The organism is Branchiibius sp. NY16-3462-2 (assembly GCF_001594145.1).
Classification (GTDB): Bacteria; Actinomycetota; Actinomycetes; order Actinomycetales; family Dermatophilaceae; genus Branchiibius.
This window is the reverse complement of record NZ_LVCF01000038.1, coordinates 77,923-102,011: the sequence shown is the minus strand read 5'-3', so window position 1 is coordinate 102,011 and position 24,089 is coordinate 77,923. Positions and strand designations below refer to the sequence as shown.

Here is a 24,089-nt window from a genome sequence, read left to right as displayed (position 1 = left end):
GGCCTCTCGGGTGAGCACCTCAGGACACCGACGCAAGCTGGAGAGCACGATGGAGTCATGGCGAAGACGTACGACGTGACGTTGCGGGACCTGCATGGCGTCCGGGCGGTGGTGACCGGAGGCAGTGACGGGATCGGTCTGCGGATCGCGACGCGGCTGACCCAGCAGGGTGCGGAACTGGTGCTGCCGGTCCGCAACCAGGACAAGGGTGCTGCCGCGGTGGCGACGATCCGCGATCAGGTACCCGATGCTGAGGTGTCGACGCGGGTACTGGACCTGTCGTCGTTGGACTCCGTGGCCGATTGCGCGGAAACCCTTCTCGCAGAGGCAGTTCCGATCGGCATCCTTGTCAACAACGCGGGTGTGATGACCCCACCGCAGCGGCTGACGACTACCGACGGTTTCGAGTTGCAGTTCGGCACCAACCATCTGGGGCACTTCGCGCTGACTGCGCGGCTGCTGCCGCTGTTGCGGGACGGCCGGGCCCACGTGACCAGCCAGACGAGCATCGCGGCAGCGCGCGGTGGCATCAACTGGGACGACCTGCAGTGGGAGAAGCAGTACCGCAGCAACGCTGCCTACAGCCAGTCCAAAATCGCCGTCGGTCTGTTCGGCCTCGAACTCGACCGCCGGTCCCAGAGTGCCGGGTGGGATATCACGAGCAACGTCGCGCACCCCGGCGTCGCCTTGACCAGCCTGTTGACCGCGCGCCCGGAGATCGGCCGCGACCGTGACACCCCCGGCGGGCGCGTCGTGCGTCTGCTGTCCCGCCACGGTCTCCTCGTCGGAACCCCGGAGACCGCTGCCCTACCGGCGCTCATGGCTGTCGCAAGCGAAAACGCCTGTGGCGGAAGGCTGTACGGCCCCACCGGGCTCGGCCGACTGGGCGGTGCACCGGGCGAGCAGAAGCTCTTCAAACCGCTGGCCGACGAGGCCGCCGCGACCCGCCTGTGGGAGGTGTCCCAGCAGCTGACCGGGGTTCGATTCGGCGACCAGGACAAGTAGCTACTGCCTATCGCTCGCCGGTAGGAGGCGCTTTAGTCGCGCCTTCTTCAGATTCTCGCGCACGACCCACGCGACGTCGGGGTCGCCCGAGGATTGCAAGGTGGTGAAGGCAGCCAGCCCTGGCTCCGGATCCGCAGCGATGGCCACACTCCAGCCGTAGCCGAGCGCTTGGCGCAACACCCGGACATCAGGCTCGCGGCGCGTGCTCGATGGACGGGCCACCAAGGCGGACGTTGCGATGTGGCAGACCGAACGAGCAACCGCAGCCGCGGGCGACGAGGTCAGCAGCCGCGGTTCGCAAATCGCCGCAACCGCGGCCCGTTGCACCAACGGGTCGGCGTCGCTCGCCCAGGTGAGCACCAGATCGTGCAGAGCGCCCGGGTCGCGATCGCCCAAGTGCTGCAGCGACAATGCAACGCCCTCACGAACTCGCCACCGCGCATCGCTGGCGTATCCCCGCAACCGCTGGGTGTCGGATAGCGCAGCTACGCCGCACAGCACGAGGAACTCCTCGTCAGTAGCAAGTGCGCTCTCGATCTGCGCCGATCCAGCCTGGTGGACGAACGCATCCACCAGGCTGAGGTTGGCGCGCGGCCCGGGCAGATGCGAATGCTGACGCAGGTAGTCGTTCCAGGACGACGGATCCAGGGTCGCCAGTTCGTCGGGGTACGTCGATGTCGTCACGGGTCAACTCTCCTCCCAGCGCCTGCGCACCCCCGCGATTGGCATGGTTTCCACAGGCATATCAGCGTTATCCACACAAACCGGATTCGCTCTGCGGGCTGTCGGTGCCCGGTCGTAGGGTCGGAAGTATTCGGACAAGCGTCACGGCTGCAGGGCTACTTGCGGGTGCGCTTGGCGGGGTCTGGGGAGGCACCGATGGGGGACGTGGTCAGCACCGCCATCGCTTCCGCGCGCACCGTCCTGGCATCCGTGTCGTCGTCGGCATGGGGCTCGGTGGACAGTGCCGGAACCCAGCAGGCATACCGGGACCTGTGCCGCGTGGAGGCGCAGGTGGCCGCGATGAAACTGATCGCCGTACGCCGATTGGAGACTCTGGGTGCAGCCCGAGCGGCGGGTGCCACCTCGACCGGCGCCCTGCTGGCCACGGTGACCGACGGGGATCGGCGCGCGCACGAGCGGTTGGTCCGCACGGCGCAGGGGTTGGCGCAAGCCGGTGCAGGCGCCACCGAGGACGCTCTGGCTGACGCACAACTGTCGCTGCGGCAGGTGGAGGTGATCACCGACGCGCTCAACGGGTTGCCCGGCGGCATCACGCCGCAGCAGCGGAAGGGTGCGGAGCGCACCCTGATGGATGAGGCCGGTCGCCTGCAGCTGCCACAGCTACGGCGTCGTGGAGAGCGGTTGGTCGATGAGTTCACCGCGGCTCACGGGGATGGCGACGCCGACGCCACCGAGGATCAACGCCTGCGCCGGCGGGAATTGGCGGCGCGGGCAAAGTCGAAATTCTTGATGTGGGACAACCACGACGGCACCCACGCCGGGAAGTTCACGGTGCCCGACGTTGAAGCGGCCGCGCTCCGGGCTGCGTTGCAGGCGATGACCGCGCCACGGCGCCAGCATCTGTCGGATCATGCTGGCGCACAGAGCGATTCAGGTGGGCTCTCCCCGGGGCAGCCTCCGGGCCAGGGTGCCGCAGCGGTGATGGAGCCGTCGTTGAGCCGTGCGCCGGCGAGCACAGCAACCTTCAGCACCGCCCCGGGCAGTGCGCATCGCAACGGCGCGGCCTTCGCGGACCTGCTACTGCGGCTACCGACGGACGGGCTGCCGCAGCACGGTGGCACGGGCGCCCTGATCACGGTGAACATTGACCTTGAAGCGCTGACCGGCGCGGTCGCCCGGGCCGGCACGATCGTCGGGACCGACGTCAAGATGTCCGCCGCGGCGGTGCGGCACGAGGCGTGCCGTGTCGGAGTCCTGCCCATGGTCTTCAACGGCGAACCGCTGCCGCTGGACCTGGGCCGGGAGCAGCGACTCTTCAACCGGGCACAACGCCGGGCGCTGGCCCACCGCGACCGGGGCTGCGCATTCCCCGGCTGCGACCGGCCGCCGTCGTGGACCGAGGTGCACCACATCACGCCGTGGGCGCGCGGTGGCAAGACGTCGATCAAACACGGTGTGCTGTTGTGCTCGCGCCATCACCACCTGATCGACGAGATTGGTTATCAGGTGCGGGTCGGCGCCGATGGGTACGTCGAGTTCCGACATCCCGCGCAGAGCGAGTGGCGGGTGCACGAACGATTCCGGGGTCCACCCGCCAGAGCGATCCAGTCCCCGCTGGTCTGCTGACAGTGAAATCTACTGACGGTGAGACCTGGAGACGGTCAGACCTGGTGAGACCCGGTGGCGGTGGGATCTGGTGGCGATGAGATCTGTAATGGTCGCGCGGTCTGCCGACGTCGCAGGTCGGGGTGAGCACAGCACCGGCTTCGTGGGCCGACAGCGCAACGAAGCAACGACGGACGGCAGCGCTCGGTCGTCGTCGCTGGCCATTCCGTATGGTTGCCGGGTGACTGCAACCAATGCCGGGCGGCCGCCGGACGAGGAGTTGACCGCCCGCATCCTCCGGACGACGGTCGACATCGTTTTCGAAGTGGGCTATGACCAGTTGAGGATCGAGCATGTAGCCAAGCGGGTCGGGTGCGGCAAGACCGCCATCTACCGCCGCTTTCCCGATAAGGGAGAACTCGTCGTCGCGGCGGCCATGTCGATCATGCACCTGGGTGACATCCCAGACACCGGTGACGTCGTCGAGGACCTGCTGCAGCACACGCGGATCAACGTCGAGAACCAGAACCTGACCCGCTTGAGGGACGGCAGCACCAACGCGATTGCGGCGGCGCTGGACCCTGCGGTATTTCCCGTGCTGTGGGACCGGTTCTTCAGACTCCGGCGGGAGAATGGCTTCCGTGTCATCGAGCGTGCCGTCGAGCGTGGCCAGATCGCGCCGGACACCGACCCCGACCTACTCCTGGACACTCTTGCGTCGATCACGTTCTACCGATCGACTGTGCGCGGCATCGGCGTCAAGACCGAGCAGTACCGGTGGCTGGTGCAGACCCTGGTTGCCAATCCGCCACGAGTCAGCCCCGGCAGCTGACCGCCCGGGTCACATCGCTACCGCGGCTTCCGGCGCCACCCCAACGGGACTCGCCGCGCCGGGACTCACCGCCCCGGGACTCGCCGCGCCGGGATTCACTGCGCCGAGACTTACTGCGCCAGCACTCACTGCGAAGACGCGGACCTTACGACGACCCAGTTCCCGACGGGCGGCCTCGGACAGCTCTGCATCGGTCACGAGCACATCCACTCGCGCGAGATCGCTCACCGTTGTGAGGAGGGCAGCGCCCCAAGCGGCGCGATCGGCGACGACCACGACGAGCCGGGCGGCATGAATCATGGCCCGCTCGACGTGCGCCTCCTGGAGATTCGCGGTGGTCACGCCGGCGTCCATATCGATCGCTTCTGCTCCGATGATCGCCACGTCCACATGCGTCCGCGCCAGCATGTCGATCGCGACGGGTCCTACCAGGCCGCCGCTGGCGCTGCGAGCACCACCGGTGAGCACCACCACCCGGTCATCCCGCGTCGGATCGTGCAAAGCTTCCTCGACGGAGGGTGAGTTGGTCACCACGCTCAGCCCCGACTTGTCCCGCAGTTCGACAGCGACTGCGTGGGCCGCTGCTCCCGCCGATACCGAAACCGTCGACCCGTCCTCGACGAGGCTTGCTGCCGCCCGACCAAGCACTGAGTAGGAAGATCCTGTGGCCGGCTCGGCCTCCTGCGGCACCGCCGAGGCCTGCCTCACCGGTATCGCACCTCCGTGGACCTTGGTCACCAGCCCCTTGGCGACCAGTGCGTCGATATCCCGACGGATCGTCATATCGCTGACTCCGAGCTCACCGACAATGCGCGAAACCCGGATGCCGCCGTTTTGCACGACCCGACGCAGGATGAAGTCCTGCCGTTGATGAGCCAACATGTCACAACCTTCCAGAAGCTCTCACACCGAACGAACGCCCCCGGACATCCATGTCCAATCACTATTCGATACGGTCCGTTCCGTTTGTGATGTGATGAAGTTACCAGGATTGCGCGGTTCTTCGTGGGTATTTCGCTCAGATGCGAACGACACGTAACGTCCGCAGGCTCGGATCGGCGGCGTAGGCGATGCGCACGCCGGCTCGGGCCGCAGCCTCCAGCGTCGCCAGACTCCGTGTCGTGATCCGTTCCCCGGGAGCCAGCACCGGGATACCCGGAGGGTACGGCGCCACCAACTCCGCGCTCACCTGCCCAACCGCTTCATGCAATGAAACAGGTTGTGCCGCAGCGAAATACGCTCGCCGGGGTGTCATAGCCATCTCGGGCTCGACCCGGTAGATCCCCGCGTCAACCACCTCGCGCGCTGGCCCGCGGTGGCGGTCGATGGCTGCGACCAGTGCCTCGGTGTAGGCCCCGAGGCTGGCCGGGGTGTCGGCCAGGGATGCGACCGCGATCAGGACGTCTCGATCGGCGGACTCCACGGGCAGACCGCGGTCGATCAGGTCTCGTTCGATGGCGATACCGTCGGCGCCGGTCCCCGGCAGCAGCACGGTGAGTTTGAGCGGATCGACGTGCGTTCCGGTGAGAACGAGCAGGCCGTCGACATCCTGCAGGTGTTGCCGCGCATCCGCGACCGCCCCGATGGCCTGTCCCAGGAGCGCCCGACCCTCCTCGCGCTCCAGCAAGGCCCGTGCGGCGTCAGTGCTGGCCAGGATCGCCCCCGCCGGACTCGTGGTCGCGGTTGCTTCCACCGCGGCATCGAGGCGGTCCAGGTCGATCCGCCCGGACCGGGCCAGGATCAGGGCCGCCTGGCTCCACGCCGGCAGGGTCTTGTGGGCACTGGTCACCACGACATCGGCACCCAGAGCGATCGCGTGCTGGGGCAGGTCCGGGTGGAACCCGAAGTGCGCCGCCCACGCCGCATCCACCACCAGCGGCACGTCGTGCTCGTGCGCGGCGGCGGCGAGGCCCTGTACGTCTCCGACCGTGCCGACGTACGACGGATCACCGACGAACACCGCACGGACGTCAGCGTTCTCGGCGAGCACACGACGTACCTCGTCGGGTCGCACTCCCGAGGGCAGCCCGGTCGCCGGGTCAACCTCCGGACGCACCCACACCGGCTCCAGGCCCGCGATGACCAGACCCAGCAACATCGAGCGATGCAACGACCGGCTGACCACGACGCGGCCCCCATCACCGCCGAACGCCAGTGCCACCGACTGGTTCGCATGCGTGGCGCCGTCGGTGGAGAACCGGCAGAAGTCCGCACCCCACAGCCGGGCGGCGCGCGACTCGGCCTCGGCCAGAACCCCCGCGGATAGTTTCATGGTGTCGAGACCGGCGTAGAGCGGTACGTCGCCCGCGACCACGTCACCCACCAGATCGCGGCGCTGTTTGTGACCGGGAATCGTGAACGGCGTGGGCGGCTGTTCCTGGAAACGCAGCCACGCATCGAGTAGGGGCGCATCGCGTCGCAACCCGCGGGGATCAGTGGCCATCGCCCCTATTGTGTGCGCACCCTCCGGGCGGGGCATGCCATTCGGACCGACCGGGCGACAATGGCGCGCGTGACGAGCCAACAGACCGACGACGCGGCATCGGCGACGAATGAGGACCGGTGGCGTGCCCTGGCGGTATGCCTGGTCGCCGGCTTCATGACGCTGCTGGATGTTTCCATCGTCAACGTCGCGCTGCCCGCGATCGCCAAGGGCATCCACGCCAGTTCCAGTGATCTGCAGTGGATCGTGTCGGGCTATGCGCTCACCTTCGGGCTGGTCCTGGTGCCATCCGGCCGGCTCGGAGATGTGCTGGGCCGCCGCACGATGTTCATCATCGGCGTGCTGGTGTTCGGGGTGTCCAGTCTGGCGTGTGGCCTGGCACCGAATCCCACCGTTCTGGTCATCGCGCGGCTGGTGCAGGGCGTCGGCGGCGGCATCCTCAACCCGCAGGTGAGCGGGCTGATCCAGGAGATGTTCTCCGGAGCCGAGCGCGGACGCGCGTTCGGCCTGCTCGGCGCGACCATCGGGATCTCGACCGCTGTCGGACCCATCACCGGTGGTGCGATCCTGTCCTGGCTCGGCGACGACGCGGGGTGGCGATGGATCTTCCTGGTGAACATCCCGATCGTGATCGCCGCCGTCATCCTCGCCCGGCTGTGGTTGCCACCGGCCAAACAGAAACTGCGCGAACTGACCGCCGATCTGGACCCGGTCGGCGTCCTGCTGCTCGGCGCCACCGTCGTCCTGCTGCTCCTGCCGCTGGTGCAGAACGGACAGCGCGGCAGCCAGGCCCTGCCCTGGTGGTTGGCCGTCATCGGCGTCGTGTGCGGAGCCGGATTCGTGTGGTGGGAGCGTCGGTACCGCGCCCAGGGCGGCGATCCACTGGTCGACCTGAGTTTGTTCTCGGTGCCCGGCTACACCCCCGGTGCGGTGATCGGCACCGTGTACTTCGCCGGCTTCACCGGCATCTTCTTCGTGCTCACCATCCATTTCCAGGAGTCCCTGGGCTATTCACCGTTGCTGGCCGGCCTCGCGGTCACCCCGTTCGCCGCCGGGTCCGCCGTCACCTCGGCCCTATCGGGCCGGCTGGTCGCCCGGTTCGGCCGGGCGCTGATCACCGGCGGACTCCTCCTGGTCCTGATCGGCCTGATCGCGGTCGACGTCGTCCTGGTGAATGTGCACGGCTCCAGGACCGGGTGGGCGCTGTTCCTACCGCTGCTGGTGGCCGGCCTGGGCAGCGGATTCGTCATCTCCCCCAACGTGACCCTCACGCTGAATGATGTTCCCGTACGCCGAGCGGGCACCGCGGGCGGAATGCTGCAGACCGGTCAACGGATAGGGACCGCCGCCGGCATCGCACTGGTCGGCTCGGTGTTCTTCTCGAGTGGAACCGGCGGACCCGGCGGTCACGACGGCGCCTCGGCCGCCATCCGGGTCACAGCACTGCTGGTGCTGGTCGCCCTGGTCGCATCGCTGATCGACCTGCGCAACCGGGCGCACCCGCACGGCCGCCACGAACCCGGCCGCACCGCAGACAGCGTGCCATCCTAGATCTGTGCCCACGCTGTACGACGAGATCGGCGGGTCCGAGGCGATCCTCGCGCTCGCGGCCGCCTGGCACGGGCGGGCGGTCGCCGACCCGGTCGTCGCTCACGCGTTCGCGCACGGTTTCCGCCCTGATCACACCGAACGACTAGCCGCCTACTGGACGCAGGCGTGGGGCGGATCCGAGAGCTTCACCACGACGTACGGGTCCGAATCCGATGTCGTACGAATGCATTCCGGCAACGGTGAACACGACGAGATGAACGCGCGGGCCATCGCGTGTTTCGACCAGGCGATGACCGACGTGGGGATCCCCGACGGCCCGCTGCGCACCGCACTGCATGACTACTGGGCCTGGTGCACCCTCGGTCCGATGTACACCTACCACCGCAGCGCCGACGACGTGCCCGACGGCCTGCCGTTGACCCGATGGAGTCTTGAGGGGCGCGTCGTCCCCTGAACCCGCGTTCTACTGGCGCAGGCGCCCCAACTCGTCCACCAGCAGCGCCTGGGCGGCGGCGTACGTACCCAGGACGAATGCTTCGGCGGCAGCGCGCGGCAACCGGCGCTTCAGCAGCACCTCCCGAATCAGAATCATGGAGTCCGAGGCCAGGAAGAGCACTCCCCCGATCTGCATCGCCCGGGTCGGCGACGACCAGGCCATGGTCGTCATGCCACCCAGCAGCACACCGTACGCCGTGATGATCGGGTCGGGCGCGGAACTCTCACCGGCCAGCGTGTCCAGCGCCGAGAGGCCGCCCAGCCAGGGCACCACCGCGGCCACCCGGCTCGCCTTCGGTCGGATCCCGCCGCGGGCCATCAGCGTCACGTAACCGACCTGCTGGATACCGAAAGCAATTGCGCCAGAACGTAATTGACGTCGCTGCGACGCGTCGGACTGCTCCCGGGCCCGGGGCAGCAGGATCAGATCACCGATCCAGCCGGCGGTCGTCGCGCCGCACAGCAACGGCTGGAGACCGCCTCGCAGCCAGGCGCTCACCTGCAGGGTCGGCACCAGCGCCGACTTGGTGGCTATGAGCACAGGCCGCCGGTCCAGCGCCCCGGCCGTGGCGGTCGTCACCGCCAACGGGACGTAGACGACCAGTGCGGGACGGCGTCGCACCTGAGTGCGGACGGTGGATCGAAGGCGGGACCACGTCGGCATGAGGCCAGTATGTAATCTAGGTCACTACACCTGTAAATCGAGTTGGAGGATCCATGGCCGACAAGCCCACCCCGAACAACCTGCAGGCCGAGATCGAGGTGGACGCGCCACCGGAGAAGGTCTGGGCACTGGTTTCCGACCTGCCGGCCATGGCCCGGTGGAGCCCGCAGACCTTCAAGACCTTCCTGCGCGGTTCGGGAAAGGGCGCCAAGATGATCAACATCAACAAGGCGGGCTGGCGGATCTGGCCGACCACCTCGATGATCAAGGACTTCGAGCCCAACACGCGGTTGATGTTCAAGGTCCGTGAGAACAAGGCCCGGTGGAGCTACGACCTCGAGCCGCTGGACGGTGGAAGCCGCACCAAGATCGTCGAGACGCGCGACGTGTCCGGCGGCACCTCCGGTATCTCGCACTTCCTCATCGACAAGTTCTTCGGCGGTAACAGCAAGTTCGAATCGGTGCTGCAAACGGATATGAACAAGACGCTGCAGCGGATCAAGACCGAGGTCGAAGCCTCCTGAGCGGTTGCGTCTTCTGCTCCATCGTCGCCCGTGAGACACCGGCGTTCATCGTCGCGTCCGACGAGCACACGGTCGCCTTTCTGGATGTGCGACCGGTGTTCAAGGGGCATGTGCTCGTCGTGCCGCGCCAGCATCTCGTCACCCTTGGCGATCTGCCGACCGACCTCTTGGCGCCGTATTTTGCTGCGGTGCAACGGATCTCGGTTGCTCTCCCCGTGGCACTCGGCGCTCAGGGCACCTGGGTGGCCGAGAACAACATCGTCAGCCAGTCGGTCCCCCACCTGCACACCCACGTGGTGCCGCGCACCAAGGGCGACGGACTGCGCGGCTTCTTCTGGCCGCGCACCAAGTACACCGGCGGCGAGGCGCAGGAGTACGCCGACCGGATCGCCGCCGCCCTCGGGCCGGCGTAGCCTGGCGCCATGAGCCGCATCTTCGACTCACCCGTCGCATCGGTCTACCCGCTGTACGTCGCCAAAGCCCAGCGCAAGGGCCGTAGCCAGGACGAGGTGGACCAGATCATCGAGTGGCTGACCGGCTTCGACAAGGAAGCGTTGCAGCAGCATCTGGATGCGGGCACCAGTTTCACGGACTTCTTCGCCGAGGCACGGCTCAATCCGCGGGCCGAGTTGATCACCGGGTCGGTGTGTGGGGTGAAGGTCCAGGAGGTGCAGGATCCGCTGATGCAGCGAATCCGCTACTTGGACAAGCTGATCGACGAACTCGCCAAGGGCAGGGCGATGGACCGGATCCTGCGCTGACGCCGGCCGGTTCAGTCGACGGTCAGTCGACGAGCCCGAGTTGATCCAGCAGGAACGCCAGCTCGAAGGCCACATCCCGCAGCGCGTCGTAGCGTCCGGACTGCCCGCCATGGCCGGCGGCCGTCTCCGTCTTGAGCAGCACCGGCCGGGTCTGCGAATCACTGGTCACGGTGGCGCGCAGTTGCTGGACCCACTTGGCCGGCTCGGTGAAGAAGACCCGGGTGTCGTGCAGGCTGGTGGTGGCCAGGATCGAGGGGTACGTCGTGGCCGTGATGTTCTCGTACGGCGTGTAGGACTTCATGTACGCGTAGACCTCGGGGTCGGCCAGCGGGTTGCCCCATTCCTCCCACTCCCCCGTCGTCAACGGCATGCTGGGATCCAGGATGGTGGTCAGCGCATCGACGAACGGGACGGCCGCGATGACCGCCCGGAACAGCGCCGGGTCCTCGTTGACAGCGGCCCCGATGAGCAGACCGCCCGCCGAACCTCCCTCGGCCACAAGGCGATCCGGAGCCACCCAGCCCTGGTCGATCAGCGCGTGCCCGGCGTCGACGAAGTCGGTGAAGCTGTTCTTCTTGGCCAGCAACCGGCCGCCTTCGTACCAGGCGCGACCGAGTTCACCGCCACCGCGGACGTGGGCGACGGCCACGACGACCCCACGTTCCAGCAGTGGCAACCAGGACACCCGCACCGCCGGATCCGTCGGGTGCTCGTAGGCGCCGTAACCGTAGAGATAGCCGGGATTGCTGCCGTCCGGGCGCAGATCGCGGCGGTGCAGGATCGACACCGGCACCGACGCTCCGTCGCGCGCGGTCACCCAGAGCCGCTGCTCGGCGTACTGCGATGAGTCGAAATGGGGCACCGGCCGCTGCCGCAGGATCTCCAACGCTCCCGTCGCCGGGTCGAAGTCGCTGATCGTGCGCGGCTGTAGGAACGAGGTGGCACTGACCTGCAGGGCGCCCGCGTCATACATCGGGTTGGAACCCACCCTCACACTGGTCAGTTCGCTGTCGACAGGGAGATCAATGGGGGCGCCGAACCCGTCGCCCACCTTGGGCAGCACGCGCACCGCGGGCAGCCCGTCGCGGCGCATCGACACCGCGACGACGGAGGCGAAGGCGTGCGCGGCGGCGATCCGCTCCGTGCCAGTGCCACGCAGGACCGGTTGCCAGTTGTCGCGTCCCGGCTCGGCCAGCGGCGCCACCGCGAGGTCGAAGTCCGCGCGGTCGAGGTTGTGCACGATCAGCACCCGGTCATCGTCGACCTCCGGGACGTACTCCACGCCTTGGGACCGCGGCTCGATCAGCGTCGGCTCCGCGAGCGGCGAGTTCAGGTCGAGCAGCCGGAACTCGGTCGTGGTTTTCGAGCCCGCGCCGATCAGCAGCCACTGCTCGTCCCGGCTGGTCTCGATCCCCAGGTCGAACGCCTTATCGTCCTCCTGCAGCACCAATTGGTCTGTGTCCGTGGGCTTTCCGATTTCGTGGCGCCACACCTGATGGGTGCGCCAGGCCTCATCGCACCGGGTGTAGAACAGGTAACGGCCATCGCGTGACCAGGCCAGTCCGTAGACCGCGCCGCGCACTGAGTCGTCCAGCACCGTGCCGTCGCTGATCCGCCGGACCTGCAGGTCGTAGCGCTCGTCCCCGGTCGTGTCGGCGAGGATAGCCAGCACCTGCTCATCGGCGCTGACCTCCAACCCGCCCACCTCGTAGAAGTCGTGCGCGGCGGCTTCGGCGTTGACGTCGAGCAGCACCTGCTCGCCGGGCACCTCACCTTCGGGGTCCGGGCGACCCGACCCCTCGACGTACGGCGATCGGCAGTGGATCTCGTACTGCTCACCTTGCCGGGTGCGCGAGTAATACCAGTAGTTGTCGGCACGGACCGGGACGCTGACGTCGGTCTCCCGGATATGGGATTTCAGTTCGGCGAACAGGGTCTCCTGCGCGGACGCCAGGTGGGCGGTGCGGGCTGCGGTGTACTGGTTCTCGGCGTCGATGTGCGCCAGGACCTCAGGATCATCGCGCTGGTCGAACCACGCCCACGGGTCGACGAACCGGTCACCGTGGTGTTCGCGGATGCGGTCACGACGAGCGGCAAAGGGCGGCAGAACGGGGTAGCTCACCCGGCAAATTTACGTCTACTCGTTGATGCCGGTCTGCTCCACCCCTGCCACGATCCAGCGCTGCAGGAACAGGAACATCAGCAGCAACGGCACCATCGAGACCAGAGCGGCCATGAACATGCCGTGCAGGTTCACGCTCTGTGCGGTCACATAGGTCGACAGCGACAACTGCACGGTCCAGGAGTTCTGGTCCTGACCGATCACCAGCGGCCACAGGAACGCGTTCCAGCTGCCGATGAAGGTGATGGTGCCGACCGCGGCGAGCATCCCGCCAGAGGTCGGCATCACGATCCGCCAGAACGTCCGCCATGGTCCCGCGCCGTCGATCATCGCGGCCTCCTCCAACTCCTTGGGGAAGCCGAGGAAGTGCTGCCGGAAGAGGAAGGTCGCCAGGGCTTGGAAGAGGCCCGGCACGATCAGGCCGCGCAAGGTGGAGACCCAGCCCAGCGTGGACACCATGACGAAGGTCGGCACGAAGGTGACCGCTGCGGGGATCAGCAGCGTGCCCAGGACGAGGTAGAACACCGCGTTGGCGTAGCGGACCTTGGCCCGTGCCAATCCGTATCCCGCCATGGCCGAGATGACCAGAACGACCACGGTCTGGGTGACGGCGATGATCGCGGAGTTCAGCAGGCTGTGCCCCAGCGGCACCGAGGAGTCGGAGAAGACCTCCCGCAGGTTGGACCATTGCGGATTGCTGGGGAACCAGGTCCAGCCCTCGGGGTTGGTGATCTGCGCATCGGTGGACAACGCGTTGCGCACCATCAGGTAGAACGGCACCAAGAAGACCAGTGCGAGCGCCACCAGCACGAAATAGCGCACGGTGACCCCGGCGCGCGATGAGCTGCGCTCCCCTTCGACCGCGGCCATCAGTCCGCCCTCCGGCCCAGGCCGGTGAGCCGGCCCTGGACCAGGGCGAAGATCGCGATGATCAACGTCAGGATGACCGCGCCGGCGCTGCCGTTGCCGAAGTCCTGCACACTGCCCAGGGCGATGTTGTACAGGTAGACCAACGGTGGGCGGGCATACGGCGGGTAAGTGCCCGAGCTGTTGACCATGAGGTTGTAGAACTCATCGAACGCCTGGAACGCATTGACCAGCAACAGCATCAGAACCGCCGTGGACGTCGCGCGCAACTGCGGGAAGGTGATGTAGCGGAACGCCTTCCAGCCCACGGCACCATCGAGAGCGGCGGCTTCGTACTGGCTGCGCGGGATCCGTTGCAACGCGGCCAAAAAGAGCACCATGTAGAAACCGACCTGCAACCAGAGCCGGACGGTCGTGATGACCAGCCAGTACCAGGGCGGTTGCACCACCGACAACCAGGCGATGGGGTCCTTGCCGAAGAGCCCCAGGATGCTGTTGACCAGACCGGAACTGACCCCGGAGAACAGCGAGTTGCGCCAGATCAGCGCGGCCGCGACGTAGGAACAAGCGATCGGCAGGAAGAAGACCGACCGGAAGAACGCCTGCGCGAACCGCACGCTGTTGACCAGGACCGCGAGTCCCAGCGACAGCGCGAAGGTGGTCGGCACGATGAACGCCGCGAACACCACGAAGGTCAGCAGGCTGGAGCGGAACGCCGGATCGGACAGCATCCGGGTGTAGTTCTCCAACCCCACGAAGTGACTGGGTGTCACCGTGTTGCGCGCCTCGAAGAACGACAGATAGATCGACCAGATGATCGGGATGATGGTGAAGATCAGCAACCCGGCGATGAACGGGCCGGTGAAGATCCAGAACCACAGGTGCGGACTGCTGGACAAGCGACGACGAGCGGGTACGGCGGGTGGCAGCCCCGCGGTACCCGCTGCGTCTGCGGGCGTCGTACTCATCGCACGGCGATCAAGCGAAACGCTTCAACTCGGTGTTGACGGTGCTCTCCACACCCGCGAGCGTGCTGGCCGGGTTGGCCCCCGAGCGGATGATCTTGTCGATGGCGTCGCTGAACGCGGCCGCGCTGGTGGGTGTCCACAACAGCGGCGTCTGCACGTGGCCGTAGTCGGTGGCGAAGCGTACGGCGTCGGCCGCCGGGCCGGTCTTGAGCTTGTCCGCCTTGGCCTGCAGGCTGATCCGGGCGGGGATGTGGAAGCCGTAGGACTGGGCCCATTCCAACTGCTTGTCGGTCTGGTCGACCCACAGCCACTTCACGAAGTCCTTGGCCGCGCTGCCGTGGGCGGACTTGGCGTTGACCGCCGAGGCGTAGGCACCGACGGGCACCGACTGTTTGCCGGAGGCTCCAACGGCGGGGAACGGCAGGACTCCGAAGTCGTCCCCGAGGGACTTGGTCAACTCCGGCAGGGTCCACAGACCGGTCCACTGCATCGCGGTCAGACCCTGCGCAATGGCGTTGGGCTCCGACCAGTCCGAGGGTGCGCCCAGCAGCAGGTGACCGGAGGTGAACAGAGTGTGCAGCGTGCTCAGCGCGGACTGGACGTCGGCGTTGTTGAAGTCGGGCTTGTTGTCCCTGGTCAGGTAGTCGTGGCCGCTGGACCACAACACCGGGCCACCGACGACACCGGCACCACCGTCGTTGCCCAGGAACAGGCCCTTCACCTTGCCCGTGGTGAGTTTGCCTGCGGCAGTGACTAATTCATCCAGCGTCTTCGGGGGTTCGACCCCCGCTTTGGAGAGCATCGACTTGCGGTAGACCAACAACTGCATGTCGATGTCCTGCGGGATGCCGTACAGCTTGTCCTTGTAGGTCATCCGGTCCAACAACCACGGCGCGTAGTCCGACCGCGCGTCGCCCAGCAGGCCGCTGAGGTCGACCACCTGGTTGCCCAGGATCATGTCGATGCTGGGCCCGTTGCCCGCCTCGAAGACGTCGGGACCGGCGTTGGTCAGCAGCGAGGCCGCGACCTTCTTGTCGTAGTCACCCGGAACCCAGGTGACGTTCACGGTCGCATTCGGGTAGGCGGCGGCGAATCGTTTGGCGGCCGCCTCGGTGCCATCCTCGCCGTACTGGTGGTACCACTGGGCCAGGGTCGGTTTTCCGCCGGCGGACGAGCCGCTGTCAGCCGGCCGGCCGGTGTTCCCACCGCAGGCGGCCAACGCCAGACCGGCAAGCCCGGCTCCCGCCGCACCCAGCACCGTCCTACGGGTCGGCCGAGAATCCATCGGGGACACCATTACGCCACCTTCCGTACCGCCAGCACGCGGCGACTCTACGCAAACGTCGATAACAAAATGTTGTGCAAAACATAACGCACCGTGGATACGCGGTGGTCACCGGCCAGCCTGCCACCATCACCGCGTGTCGTCACGGCAGACGCGCAGGAACCCCCCCTGTCGCCCGCGCCCGTCAGCCGGCGACGCAACTGGGTCCCAGCAGCGCCTTCAGGTCTCCGAAGAGCGCGGGCGAAGTCGCCCCCCGCCACTCGTCGTCCAGTTTCATCGTGACGGTCCGCCCCGGTTGGACCAGCCGCAGGTGCACCTCGGTCGCACCGGGATGACCACCCAGCACGGATCGCAGCCGCTGCACGGTGCCCTCGTTGGCCAGGGACAGCGGCATCACCAGGGTGACCGGACCGCGGGCGTCGGTGCGTAATTCGGGCAGCTTCAGGTCCTGGGCGTGCACGGACACTTCTTCGTCGCGGAACCGCAGGCGGCCCTTGATGACACACACGGTGTCCGGGGTCAGCATGGTCTGCACCGTCATGTACGACTTGGCGAAGAACATCACGTCGATCGAACCCTCGAGGTCCTCAACGGTCGCGATCGCCCAGGTCTCACCCTGTTTGTTGCGCTTGAGCTGCACCGCCGTGATCAGCCCGGCGATCGTCACCATCGATCCGTCGTCGGGCGCTTCGTCCCCGTGCAGCTTGGCGATGGAGACGTCCGCATGGCTGGCCAGGATGCGTTCGATACCGAAGAGCGGGTGGTCGGAGACGTACAGCCCCAGCATGTCCCGCTCGAAGGCGAGCAGGGTCTGCTTGTCCCACTCGATCTCCGGCACCGGCGGCAGCGCTGCGAGCTGGACGCCTTCGTCGTCGCCGAACCCGCCGAAGAGCGAGTCCTGCCCGACGGCTTCGTGACGTTTCTCCTCGACCAGGGAATCGACGTACGTCTCGTGGACGTGGACCAGGCCCTGGCGCAGGTGGCCCAGATCGTCGAACGCACCTGCCTTGATGAGGGATTCGACGGTTCGCTTGTTGCAGACCTGGGCCGGCACCTTGCGCAGGAAGTCCTCGAACGAGGTGAACTTGCCCTTCTCCTCGCGCGCGGCGACGATCCCTTCCACCACCGAGGAGCCCACGTTGCGCACCGCCGCCAACCCGAAGCGGATGTCCGCGCCAACGGCCGCGAAGTCGGCCATCGACTCGTTGACGTCCGGCGGGAGCACCTTGATGCCCAGCTGGCGGGTGTCGGCCAGGTAGGTGGCCATCTTGGTTTTGTCGTCCTGGACGGAGGTCAGCAGGGCAGCGGCGTACTCGGCCGGGTAGTTGGCCTTGAGGTAGGCCGTCCAGCAGGACACCAGCGCGTAGCCGGCTGCGTGCGATTTGTTGAACGCATAGCCGGCGAACGGCAGCATGACGTCCCACAGCGCCTGCGTGGCCTTGGGCGAATAGCCGTTCGCGGCCATCCCCGAGGAGAAGTTGTCGAACTCCTTGGCCAGGATCTCCGGCTTCTTCTTACCCATCGCCCGGCGCAGCAGGTCCGCACCACCCAGCGTGTAACCCGCGAGCTCGCGGGCGATCGCCATGATCTGCTCCTGGTAGATCAGCAGGTGGTAGGTCTCACCGAGGATCGGATCCAGGGCCTCCTTGAGCTCCGGGTGGATCGGCTGGATCGGTTTGCGGCCGTTCTTGCGGTCGGCGTAGTCGGTGTGCGCGTTGGCCGCCATCGGGCCGGGTCGGTAGAGCGCGAGCACAGCGGTGATGTCCGCGAAACCCGTCGGCGCCATCTGTTTGAGCAGCGTGCGCATGCCGCCACCGTCCAGCTGGAAGACCCCGAGGGTGTCGCCGCGGCCGAGCAGTTGGTAGGTGGTGGGGTCATCCAGCGGAATGCTGTCGGTGGTCAGCTGCTCGCCGCGGTTGGCCTCGATGTTCTTGAGCGCCTGGTCGATGATGCCCAGGTTGCGCAACCCCAGGAAGTCCATCTTGACCAGGCCCATCTCCTCGCACTGGGGGTAGGAGAAGCCGGTGATGATGGTGCCGTCCTTGTCACGGCGGTGCAGCGGGATGAGGTTCAGCAGCGGTTCGGCGGACAGGATGACCGCGGCGGCGTGCACGCCGGTCCCCCGGGTCAGACCCTCCAGACCCATGGCGGTGTCGACGACCTTCTTGACCTCCGGCTCGGCGGCATACAGCGCCCGGAAGTCACCACCCTCCGCGTACCGCGAATGCTCCGCGTTGAAGAGCTCCTTCAGCGGGACGCCCTTGCCCTGCACGTCCGGCGGCATGGCCTTGGTGATCTTGTCGCCGAGCGCGAACGGGAAGCCGAGGATCCGGTTCGCGTCCTTGACGGCGGCCTTGGCCTTGATGGTGCTGAACGTGTTGACCTGGGCGGTGTATTCAGCGCCGTACTTCTCGGTGACGTAGCGCACCATCTTGTCGCGTTGCCGGTCGTCGAAGTCGAGGTCGACGTCCGGCGGTGAGATGCGTTCGGGGTTGAGGAACCGCTCGAAGAGCAGCCCGTGCTCCAACGGATCCAGCTCGATGATCCGGGTCAGGTAGGCCACCAGCGAGCCGGCGGCCGAACCACGACCCGGACCCAGGGGCACCCCGTTGTCGCGGGCGTACTTGCAGATGTCGGCGACCACGAGGAAGTAGGAGCTGAAGCCCATCGGCTCGATGACGGCCATCTCGGTCTCGATGCGGTCCCAGACCTCGGGTGGCGCATCGTCACCGAACCGGTCCTTGACGCCGAGCGCGATCTGCTCGCGCAGGTAGGCCGCCTGGGTCTGGCCCTCCGGCACGTCGGGGAACTGCGGCATCCGGTCGACGTAGGTGAAGACCTCGTCGTAGTCGCCGACCATCTCCGCGACGCGCAGCGTGTTGTCGCACGCCTCGGGCAGCTCGCGGAACACCTCGCGCATCTCGGCGGCGGTCTTGATGTAGTAACCGTCGCCGTTGAACTTGAACCGGCGCGGGTCGTCCTTGTTGCGGCCCACCCCGACGCACAGCAGGTCGTCGTGGCTGTCGGCCTGGTCCTTGGTGATGTAGTGGCTGTCGTTGGTGGCCAGCAGCGGCAGGTCCAGCCGCTTCGCGATGTCCAGCAGGCCGGAGCGCACCGAACGCTCGATGTCCAGGCCGTGGTCCATCAGCTCCAGGAAGAAGTTCTCCTTGCCGAAGATGTCCTGATAGTCAGCGGCCGCCTGCAGCGCCGCGTCGAACTGACCCAGTCGCAACCGGGTCTGCACCTCACCGGAGGGACAGCCGGTGGTGGCGATGATGCCCTGGCCGTACTGCGACAGCAGCTCCCGGTCCATCCGGGGCTTCATGTAGTAGCCCTCGTAGCTGGCCAGCGAGCTCAGCCGGAACAGGTTTCGTAGGCCCTGGCTGTCCTTGGCCCACATCGTCATGTGCGTGTAGCGGCCACCGCCGGAGACGTCCTTGCCGCCCTCGGCGCTCGCGTCGTCGCCGCGCGCGCCGTCGCGCGCCCAGAACTCCTGTTTGCGCGAGTGCCGGGTGCTGGGTGCCAGATAGGCCTCGATGCCCAGGATCGGTTTGACGGGCCCACCTTTGGCCGCGGTGTAGAGGTCATAGGCACCGAACATGTTGCCGTGATCGGACATCGCGATCGCCGGCATCCCGAGCTTTTCTGCTTCTGCCAGAAGGGGTTTCACCTTCGCAGCGCCATCGAGCATGGAGTACTCGGTGTGGACGTGGAGGTGGACGAAACCCGGATCTGAAGACATCGGGACGATTCTAGATCCGGTCGCCGACAGTCGATGCCAGGGCCGGCGATCGGCGTACGTCCCTGCAGGTCGTAGCCCTCGTCGGAGTGTCGCTCAGGCTGAGTCGCTCAGTCGGTGGCGCGCAGGATGTCCAGGGCGTGCTGCAGGTCGTCCGGGTAGGGGCTGGTGAAGGTCATCCACTCCCCCGACCCGGGATGGGTCAACCCGAGTTCGACGGCGTGCAGCCATTGCCGCTCCAGACCCAGCTTCTTGGCCAGGCCCGGGTCCGCGCCGTACAGCGGATCACCGACCAGGGGCCGGTGCAGCGCGCTGAAGTGGACCCGGATCTGGTGGGTGCGCCCCGTCTCCAGGTGGACCGTGAGCAGTGACGTGGCCGGAAATGCCTCCAGCAACTCGTAATGCGTGGTGCTCGGACGCCCGGAGTTCATGACCGCGAACTTGTAGTCGTGGTTGGGGTGGCGACCGATCGGCGCCTCGATCGTGCCCTCGACCGGGTCCGGAAGGCCCTGCACGAGCGCGTGGTAGGTCTTGTCGACGGTGCGGTCCCGGAACGCCTGCTTCAGGACCGTGTAGGCCCGCTCGCTCTTGGCCACGACCATCAGCCCGCTGGTGCCCACGTCGAGCCGCTGCACGATGCCCTGGCGCTCCGGAGCGCCCGAGGTGGAGATCCGGTAGCCGGCGGCGGCCAGACCGCTGACGACGTCCGGGCCGTCCCAGCCCACACTGGGGTGAGCGGCCACCCCGACCGGTTTGTCCACCACGACGATCTCGCTGTCGTCGTAGACGATGCCGAGGTTCTCGATGAGTTGCGGGCGCACCGTCGCCTTGCGCGGACCGAAGTCCTGCGGCATGTTCACCTCGAGCCACTGGCCGGCGCTGACCCGGTCGGACTTGCCGACCGCCCGTTGATCCAGAGTGACCGCGCCGCCCGCGGCGAGCTCGGCGGCACGGGTCCGGGAGAAGCCCAGCAGGCGGGCGATCGCGGCGTCCACCCGCTCCCCTTCCAGACCCTCGGGGATGGGCAGTGCCTTGAGTTCACTCACGATGCATTGTCAGGTACGTCGTGCTGCCGCTGGCCGTCGATGCCGACTCCGCGGAAGGCCAGGAGGGCGATCAGGCACGCAGCGGTGACCACGCACATGTCGGCCACGTTGAAGACGGGCCAGTGCGGCAGGCGCAGGAAGTCGATGACGTGTCCCTGTCCGCCGCCGGGTGGCCGCACGAACCGGTCGGTCAGATTACCGAACGCTCCGGCCAGCAACAGCCCCAGCGCCAGTGCCCAGGGCCAGCTGCGCAACCGTCGGGCGATGAAGCAGACCACCCCGATCACCACGATGGCGATGATCGTCAGCACCCAGGTCGCGTTGGTCGCGAACGAGAACGCCGCTCCCGGGTTGCGGACCAGATCCAGTTGCAGCAGATTCCCGACAACCTGTTTGGGCTCGCCGGGTTCCAGCGCGCGTAGAGCCCAGGCCTTGGTCAGCTGGTCGAGGGCGTAGCCGACGACGGCGACCAGAACCAGCAGCGCGAGGGTGCGCCGCCGGGCAGGGGTGGATTCGGTCTCGTGTGCGCCTATCGGCGTTCCTGCTTCTGTTTGCATGCCATGCATAGGGTCGCACGTGGGAAGGCCTGTAGTCGAAGTTTGCCGACGGCCTTACCGCAACTCTCACAGATCCCGTAAGTCCCGTCGGCGATCCGTTCCAGGGCATGGCGGGACTGTTCGAGCATGGCCCGGGAGTTGTCGGCGAGGGACAACTCGTGGTCGCGCTCGACGTTCATCGTGCCGACGTCCGCCTGGTCATCGCCGGCACCGTCACCGCCGCCCCGGATCAGATCCGTGAAGTCGTGCTCGAAGTGCGCGACCTCACCCTCGAGCCGTTCGACGTCAGCCCGCAGTTCGGCGGCCACACCGGCCAGCTCGCTCGGTGTCCAGGGCGACTCGTCCTCGCCGACAAGTAATGCGGCGGCAGCCTCACGAGCTGCCTGGTGGGCAGCAGAGGTCTTGGCGGGCACCTTCTTGGCTGCGCCCTTCTTGACCGGTGCCTTCGCAGGGGCCGTCTTGGTGGACGCCTTCTTGGAGTTCGCTTTCGCTGGTGGTGCCGCGGTCTTCGCGGTGCTGACCGACGTCTTCTTGGCCGCTGACTTCGCCGGAGCCGACTTTTTGGTGGCCACGCTCTTGGCCGCTGCGGTCTTGGCGGTGCTGGACTTCGCGGCCGGCTTTGCCGGGGCCTTGCGCGCTGGCGCCTTGGTGGCTGGCGCCTTGGTGGCTGACGCTTTGGTGGCTGACGCCTTGGGCGCCTTCTGTGCAGCGGCCTTCTTCCCGGCGGTCTTGGTGGCGGTCTTGGTAGCGGTCGTTGCCTTCTTCGCGTTCGCGGTGGCCGTTGCGGGCCCACGGGTGGCGGATCGGCCAGCGGTGCTCGCCGTCGTCGCCGTTGCTGGTTTCTTCACTGCCAGGATCCTCATCTCGAAGGACGCGCTGCAGATCGGGCGCGCAATTGGCACAGAGAGTAATGCAGACCCGGCGCAGGACCGGGACAAACGCGCACACAATTGACGCCGATCACCCCTGGGGGTGATCGGCGTCAAATGGTCAAAGACGTCAGGAAGCCGGTTGCTGCTCGACTCCGGTGTTCTCCAGCTGCTCGAGTTGGCCGGTGATGTAGTCCTTCAACTGCTTGCGGTAGTTGCTCTCGAAGGACTTCAGCTCCTCGATGTCCCCACTCAACCGGGCCTTCTCGTTTTCCAGTTCGGTCAGAATCGCCGACTTCTTCTGCTGGGCGTCCTGCACGAGTGCATCCGACTTCTCGGTCGCCTCCCGGACCAACTGGTCCCGGGTCGCTTCACCCTGGCTGACCAACTCGTCCCGCTTCTGGGTGCCCTCGGCGAGCAACGAAGCGTGCTTGTCCTCGCCCTCCTTGAACAGCTGGTCGCGGGCCGCCTGGCCTTCGGCGACGTGCTGATCATGCAGCTTCTGCGCCAGGGCGATCACCGTGGCTGCGCCGGCCTCGGGAGCCACGGAGGACGACGCGACTGCCTGCTTCGCGCTCTCGGCCTCGTGCTCGGTCGCCGCGCGCTTGGTGCGCTCGACCTCCTGCTGGGCGGCGTGCAGGTCCTGTTGCGAGGACGCGATCTGCTGGTCGAGTTCCTGCTTGCGGGCCTGGGTCTTGGCCAACTCGTCCTTGGCGCCGGCCAACTCGTCCTGCAGCTTCTTGAGCTGCTGTTCGTACTCGTTGGCCTTCTTGGCGATCGCCGGGTCCGCATCTGCGGTGGTAGCCGCAGCAGCGACGGGTACCTCAGCGGTGACATCGGCATCTGCCGGCGATTGCTGAGCTGCGACCGGTGCGGCCAGACCCTTTGAGCGACGGCAGTCCTCGAGCTGGGTGCTCAGCTGCTCGTTCTCACTGTTCAGCCGCCGTAGTTCCACCACGATCTCATCGAGGAAATCGTCGACCTGGATCTCGTCGTAGCCCTTGCCACCGCCGAATCCACGTGGCTTGGTGAACTCCTTCTTAACCACGTCTTCAGGCGTCAGCGCCATGTGCTCACCTCAGTGCTCTCAGGTTGTCCGGGTCACGACCTGAACCGGCCGTGCGAACAACAGTTTGCGAGTCGTCCACTGCACACCATAGAAGATCGAACCGGGTACACACACTCGGGTACAAGATCCACCGGCGCTCAGCGCAACACCGACAGCAGGAGCGAAACGGCCAGAACGAGCACCAGGAACGCTAGGTCAAGGCGGACATTGCCCAGCCGCAGCGGCGGGATCAGCCGGCGCAGGAACTTCAGCGGCGGGTCAGTGATGGTGTAAATGCCCTCGGCGACGACCAGAACAGGCCCCCGCGGGCGCCAGTCACGCGCGAAAACCTGCACCCAGTCCAGAACGAGGCGGCCGAGCAGCACGATGAAGAACAGGTAGAGCAGGAGGGCGATCACCGAGATGACGGTCGTCATGGCAGTCATTGTGCGCCATGGGACGCACGGTTACGGCATCGGGCAGGAGTCAGCTCTGGTTGAACAGGCCACGGCCCGCTGCCGCGGCGTCGGCCTGGGAGGAACTGACCTCGACACCAGCCGGCGACAACAAGAAGACCTTGGCGGTCACCCGCTCGATCGTGCCGTGCAGACCGAACACCAGACCGGCGGCGAAGTCCACCAGACGCTTGGCGTCGGTGTCGTCCATGTCGGAGAGGTTCATGATCACCGGGACGCCCGCGCGGAACGACTCGCCGATGTCCTTGGCTTCGTTGTACGTGCGGGGGTGGATCGTGTTGATGCGGCTCATTGCGTTGGCCTCGAACCTGGCTTGGGTGGCGACAGCGGTGTTCTTGGTGATCGGCGTGACGGCGGCCGGCGCGGGCGCAGCGTGCTCGTCGGCGTAACCGGTGTCACTGTAGTCGTCGTACGTACCGTAGCCACCGTCGGCGTACGAATCGCCGCCGGTCTCATGACCCGGGTCGTAGCGGGTGTCGGCCTCGGCCAACCCCAGGTAGACCATCGTCTTGTGCAAAGCGCCGCTCACTGACTGCTCCCTCGTTCGA

General features: G+C 66.9%; 23 protein-coding genes. 8 read left to right on the top strand and 15 right to left on the bottom strand.

Annotated features, from left to right (window positions below):
- Positions 1-57 precede the first annotated feature (57 nt).
- Positions 58-1,005, top strand: a complete 948-nt coding sequence (locus AZH51_RS12295) for an SDR family oxidoreductase (RefSeq protein WP_291524700.1) — start codon at positions 58-60, stop codon at positions 1,003-1,005.
- Here the strand turns inward: AZH51_RS12295 and AZH51_RS12290 are convergent, their stop codons facing one another.
- Positions 1,006-1,689, bottom strand: coding sequence for a HEAT repeat domain-containing protein (locus AZH51_RS12290; RefSeq protein ID WP_291524698.1), 684 nt, complete (start codon positions 1,687-1,689; stop codon positions 1,006-1,008). It abuts the gene before it with no gap.
- Positions 1,690-1,884: 195 nt separating this feature from the next.
- Here AZH51_RS12290 and AZH51_RS12285 point away from each other — a divergent pair, with 195 nt between their 5' ends.
- On the top strand, positions 1,885-3,315 hold the full coding sequence (locus tag AZH51_RS12285) for an HNH endonuclease signature motif containing protein (RefSeq protein WP_291524696.1): 1,431 nt from the start codon (positions 1,885-1,887) through the stop codon (positions 3,313-3,315).
- 220 nt (positions 3,316-3,535) lie between these two features.
- Entirely contained in the window at positions 3,536-4,126 is a 591-nt protein-coding gene (locus AZH51_RS12280) for a TetR/AcrR family transcriptional regulator (RefSeq protein WP_291524694.1), read from the top strand.
- Between the two features lie 9 nt (positions 4,127-4,135).
- On the opposite strand, the gene AZH51_RS12275 is transcribed toward AZH51_RS12280, so the two are convergent.
- Both AZH51_RS12275 and AZH51_RS12270 read right to left on the bottom strand, forming a co-directional pair.
- Positions 4,136-5,008 carry a DeoR/GlpR family DNA-binding transcription regulator gene (locus AZH51_RS12275; protein WP_291524692.1) on the bottom strand — a complete coding sequence of 291 codons (873 nt, stop codon included), beginning with the start codon at positions 5,006-5,008 and terminating at the stop codon, positions 4,136-4,138.
- Between the two features lie 136 nt (positions 5,009-5,144).
- Positions 5,145-6,569, bottom strand: a complete 1,425-nt coding sequence (locus AZH51_RS12270; RefSeq protein ID WP_291524690.1) for an aminotransferase class V-fold PLP-dependent enzyme — start codon at positions 6,567-6,569, stop codon at positions 5,145-5,147.
- A gap of 69 nt (positions 6,570-6,638) precedes the next feature.
- Here AZH51_RS12270 and AZH51_RS12265 point away from each other — a divergent pair, with 69 nt between their 5' ends.
- On the top strand, positions 6,639-8,120 hold the full coding sequence (locus AZH51_RS12265; protein ID WP_291524688.1) for an MFS transporter: 1,482 nt from the start codon (positions 6,639-6,641) through the stop codon (positions 8,118-8,120).
- 4 nt (positions 8,121-8,124) lie between these two features.
- Positions 8,125-8,574: an oxidoreductase gene (locus tag AZH51_RS12260; RefSeq protein WP_291524686.1), complete on the top strand. Its 450-nt coding sequence runs from the start codon at positions 8,125-8,127 to the stop codon at positions 8,572-8,574.
- Between the two features lie 9 nt (positions 8,575-8,583).
- On the opposite strand, the gene AZH51_RS12255 is transcribed toward AZH51_RS12260, so the two are convergent.
- Positions 8,584-9,279: a lysoplasmalogenase gene (locus tag AZH51_RS12255; protein ID WP_291524684.1), complete on the bottom strand. Its 696-nt coding sequence runs from the start codon at positions 9,277-9,279 to the stop codon at positions 8,584-8,586.
- A gap of 53 nt (positions 9,280-9,332) precedes the next feature.
- Here AZH51_RS12255 and AZH51_RS12250 point away from each other — a divergent pair, with 53 nt between their 5' ends.
- From AZH51_RS12250 to AZH51_RS12240, 3 genes are read left to right on the top strand one after another with little or no spacing between them, the layout of a single operon-like run.
- Positions 9,333-9,803, top strand: a complete 471-nt coding sequence (locus AZH51_RS12250; protein WP_291524682.1) for an SRPBCC family protein — start codon at positions 9,333-9,335, stop codon at positions 9,801-9,803.
- A complete protein-coding gene (locus AZH51_RS12245) occupies positions 9,737-10,216 on the top strand; it encodes an HIT family protein (RefSeq protein WP_367188051.1) in 480 nt (159 codons plus the stop codon). Before AZH51_RS12250 ends, AZH51_RS12245 begins: the two co-directional genes overlap by 67 nt.
- Positions 10,217-10,225: 9 nt before the next feature.
- Positions 10,226-10,564, top strand: coding sequence for a DUF2200 domain-containing protein (locus tag AZH51_RS12240; protein ID WP_291524680.1), 339 nt, complete (start codon positions 10,226-10,228; stop codon positions 10,562-10,564).
- 22 nt (positions 10,565-10,586) lie between these two features.
- On the opposite strand, the gene AZH51_RS12235 is transcribed toward AZH51_RS12240, so the two are convergent.
- The 11 genes from AZH51_RS12235 to AZH51_RS12185 form a co-directional block, all read right to left on the bottom strand.
- Positions 10,587-12,686: a S9 family peptidase gene (locus AZH51_RS12235; protein WP_291524678.1), complete on the bottom strand. Its 2,100-nt coding sequence runs from the start codon at positions 12,684-12,686 to the stop codon at positions 10,587-10,589.
- A gap of 15 nt (positions 12,687-12,701) precedes the next feature.
- Complete coding sequence (locus AZH51_RS12230) at positions 12,702-13,556, bottom strand: carbohydrate ABC transporter permease (RefSeq protein ID WP_291524676.1); 855 nt, start codon at positions 13,554-13,556, stop codon at positions 12,702-12,704.
- Positions 13,556-14,521 (bottom strand): carbohydrate ABC transporter permease, encoded by a 966-nt coding sequence (locus AZH51_RS12225; RefSeq protein WP_291524674.1) that lies wholly within the window; start codon positions 14,519-14,521, stop codon positions 13,556-13,558. The genes AZH51_RS12230 and AZH51_RS12225 overlap by 1 nt, the downstream gene beginning before the upstream one ends.
- A 10-nt stretch (positions 14,522-14,531) precedes the next feature.
- Complete coding sequence (locus AZH51_RS12220) at positions 14,532-15,806, bottom strand: ABC transporter substrate-binding protein (protein ID WP_291524672.1); 1,275 nt, start codon at positions 15,804-15,806, stop codon at positions 14,532-14,534.
- A 184-nt stretch (positions 15,807-15,990) separates the two neighbouring features.
- Entirely contained in the window at positions 15,991-19,548 is a 3,558-nt protein-coding gene (gene dnaE / locus AZH51_RS12215; protein ID WP_291524670.1) for a DNA polymerase III subunit alpha, read from the bottom strand.
- Positions 19,549-19,655: 107 nt separating this feature from the next.
- The gene (locus AZH51_RS12210; protein WP_291524669.1) at positions 19,656-20,591 is read right to left on the bottom strand and encodes an RluA family pseudouridine synthase; all 936 of its coding nucleotides are present in this window, start codon (positions 20,589-20,591) and stop codon (positions 19,656-19,658) included.
- The gene (gene lspA, locus AZH51_RS12205) at positions 20,588-21,148 is read right to left on the bottom strand and encodes a signal peptidase II (RefSeq protein WP_291524667.1); all 561 of its coding nucleotides are present in this window, start codon (positions 21,146-21,148) and stop codon (positions 20,588-20,590) included. Before lspA ends, AZH51_RS12210 begins: the two co-directional genes overlap by 4 nt.
- On the bottom strand, positions 21,121-21,996 hold the full coding sequence (locus AZH51_RS12200) for a TraR/DksA C4-type zinc finger protein (protein WP_291524665.1): 876 nt from the start codon (positions 21,994-21,996) through the stop codon (positions 21,121-21,123). Before AZH51_RS12200 ends, lspA begins: the two co-directional genes overlap by 28 nt.
- Before the next feature lie 151 nt (positions 21,997-22,147).
- Positions 22,148-23,086, bottom strand: a complete 939-nt coding sequence (locus tag AZH51_RS12195; protein WP_291524663.1) for a DivIVA domain-containing protein — start codon at positions 23,084-23,086, stop codon at positions 22,148-22,150.
- Positions 23,087-23,223: 137 nt separating this feature from the next.
- Complete coding sequence (locus tag AZH51_RS12190) at positions 23,224-23,502, bottom strand: YggT family protein (protein ID WP_109684261.1); 279 nt, start codon at positions 23,500-23,502, stop codon at positions 23,224-23,226.
- Between the two features lie 49 nt (positions 23,503-23,551).
- The gene (locus AZH51_RS12185) at positions 23,552-24,070 is read right to left on the bottom strand and encodes a cell division protein SepF (RefSeq protein ID WP_291524661.1); all 519 of its coding nucleotides are present in this window, start codon (positions 24,068-24,070) and stop codon (positions 23,552-23,554) included.
- Between the last annotated feature and the right edge of the window lie 19 nt (positions 24,071-24,089).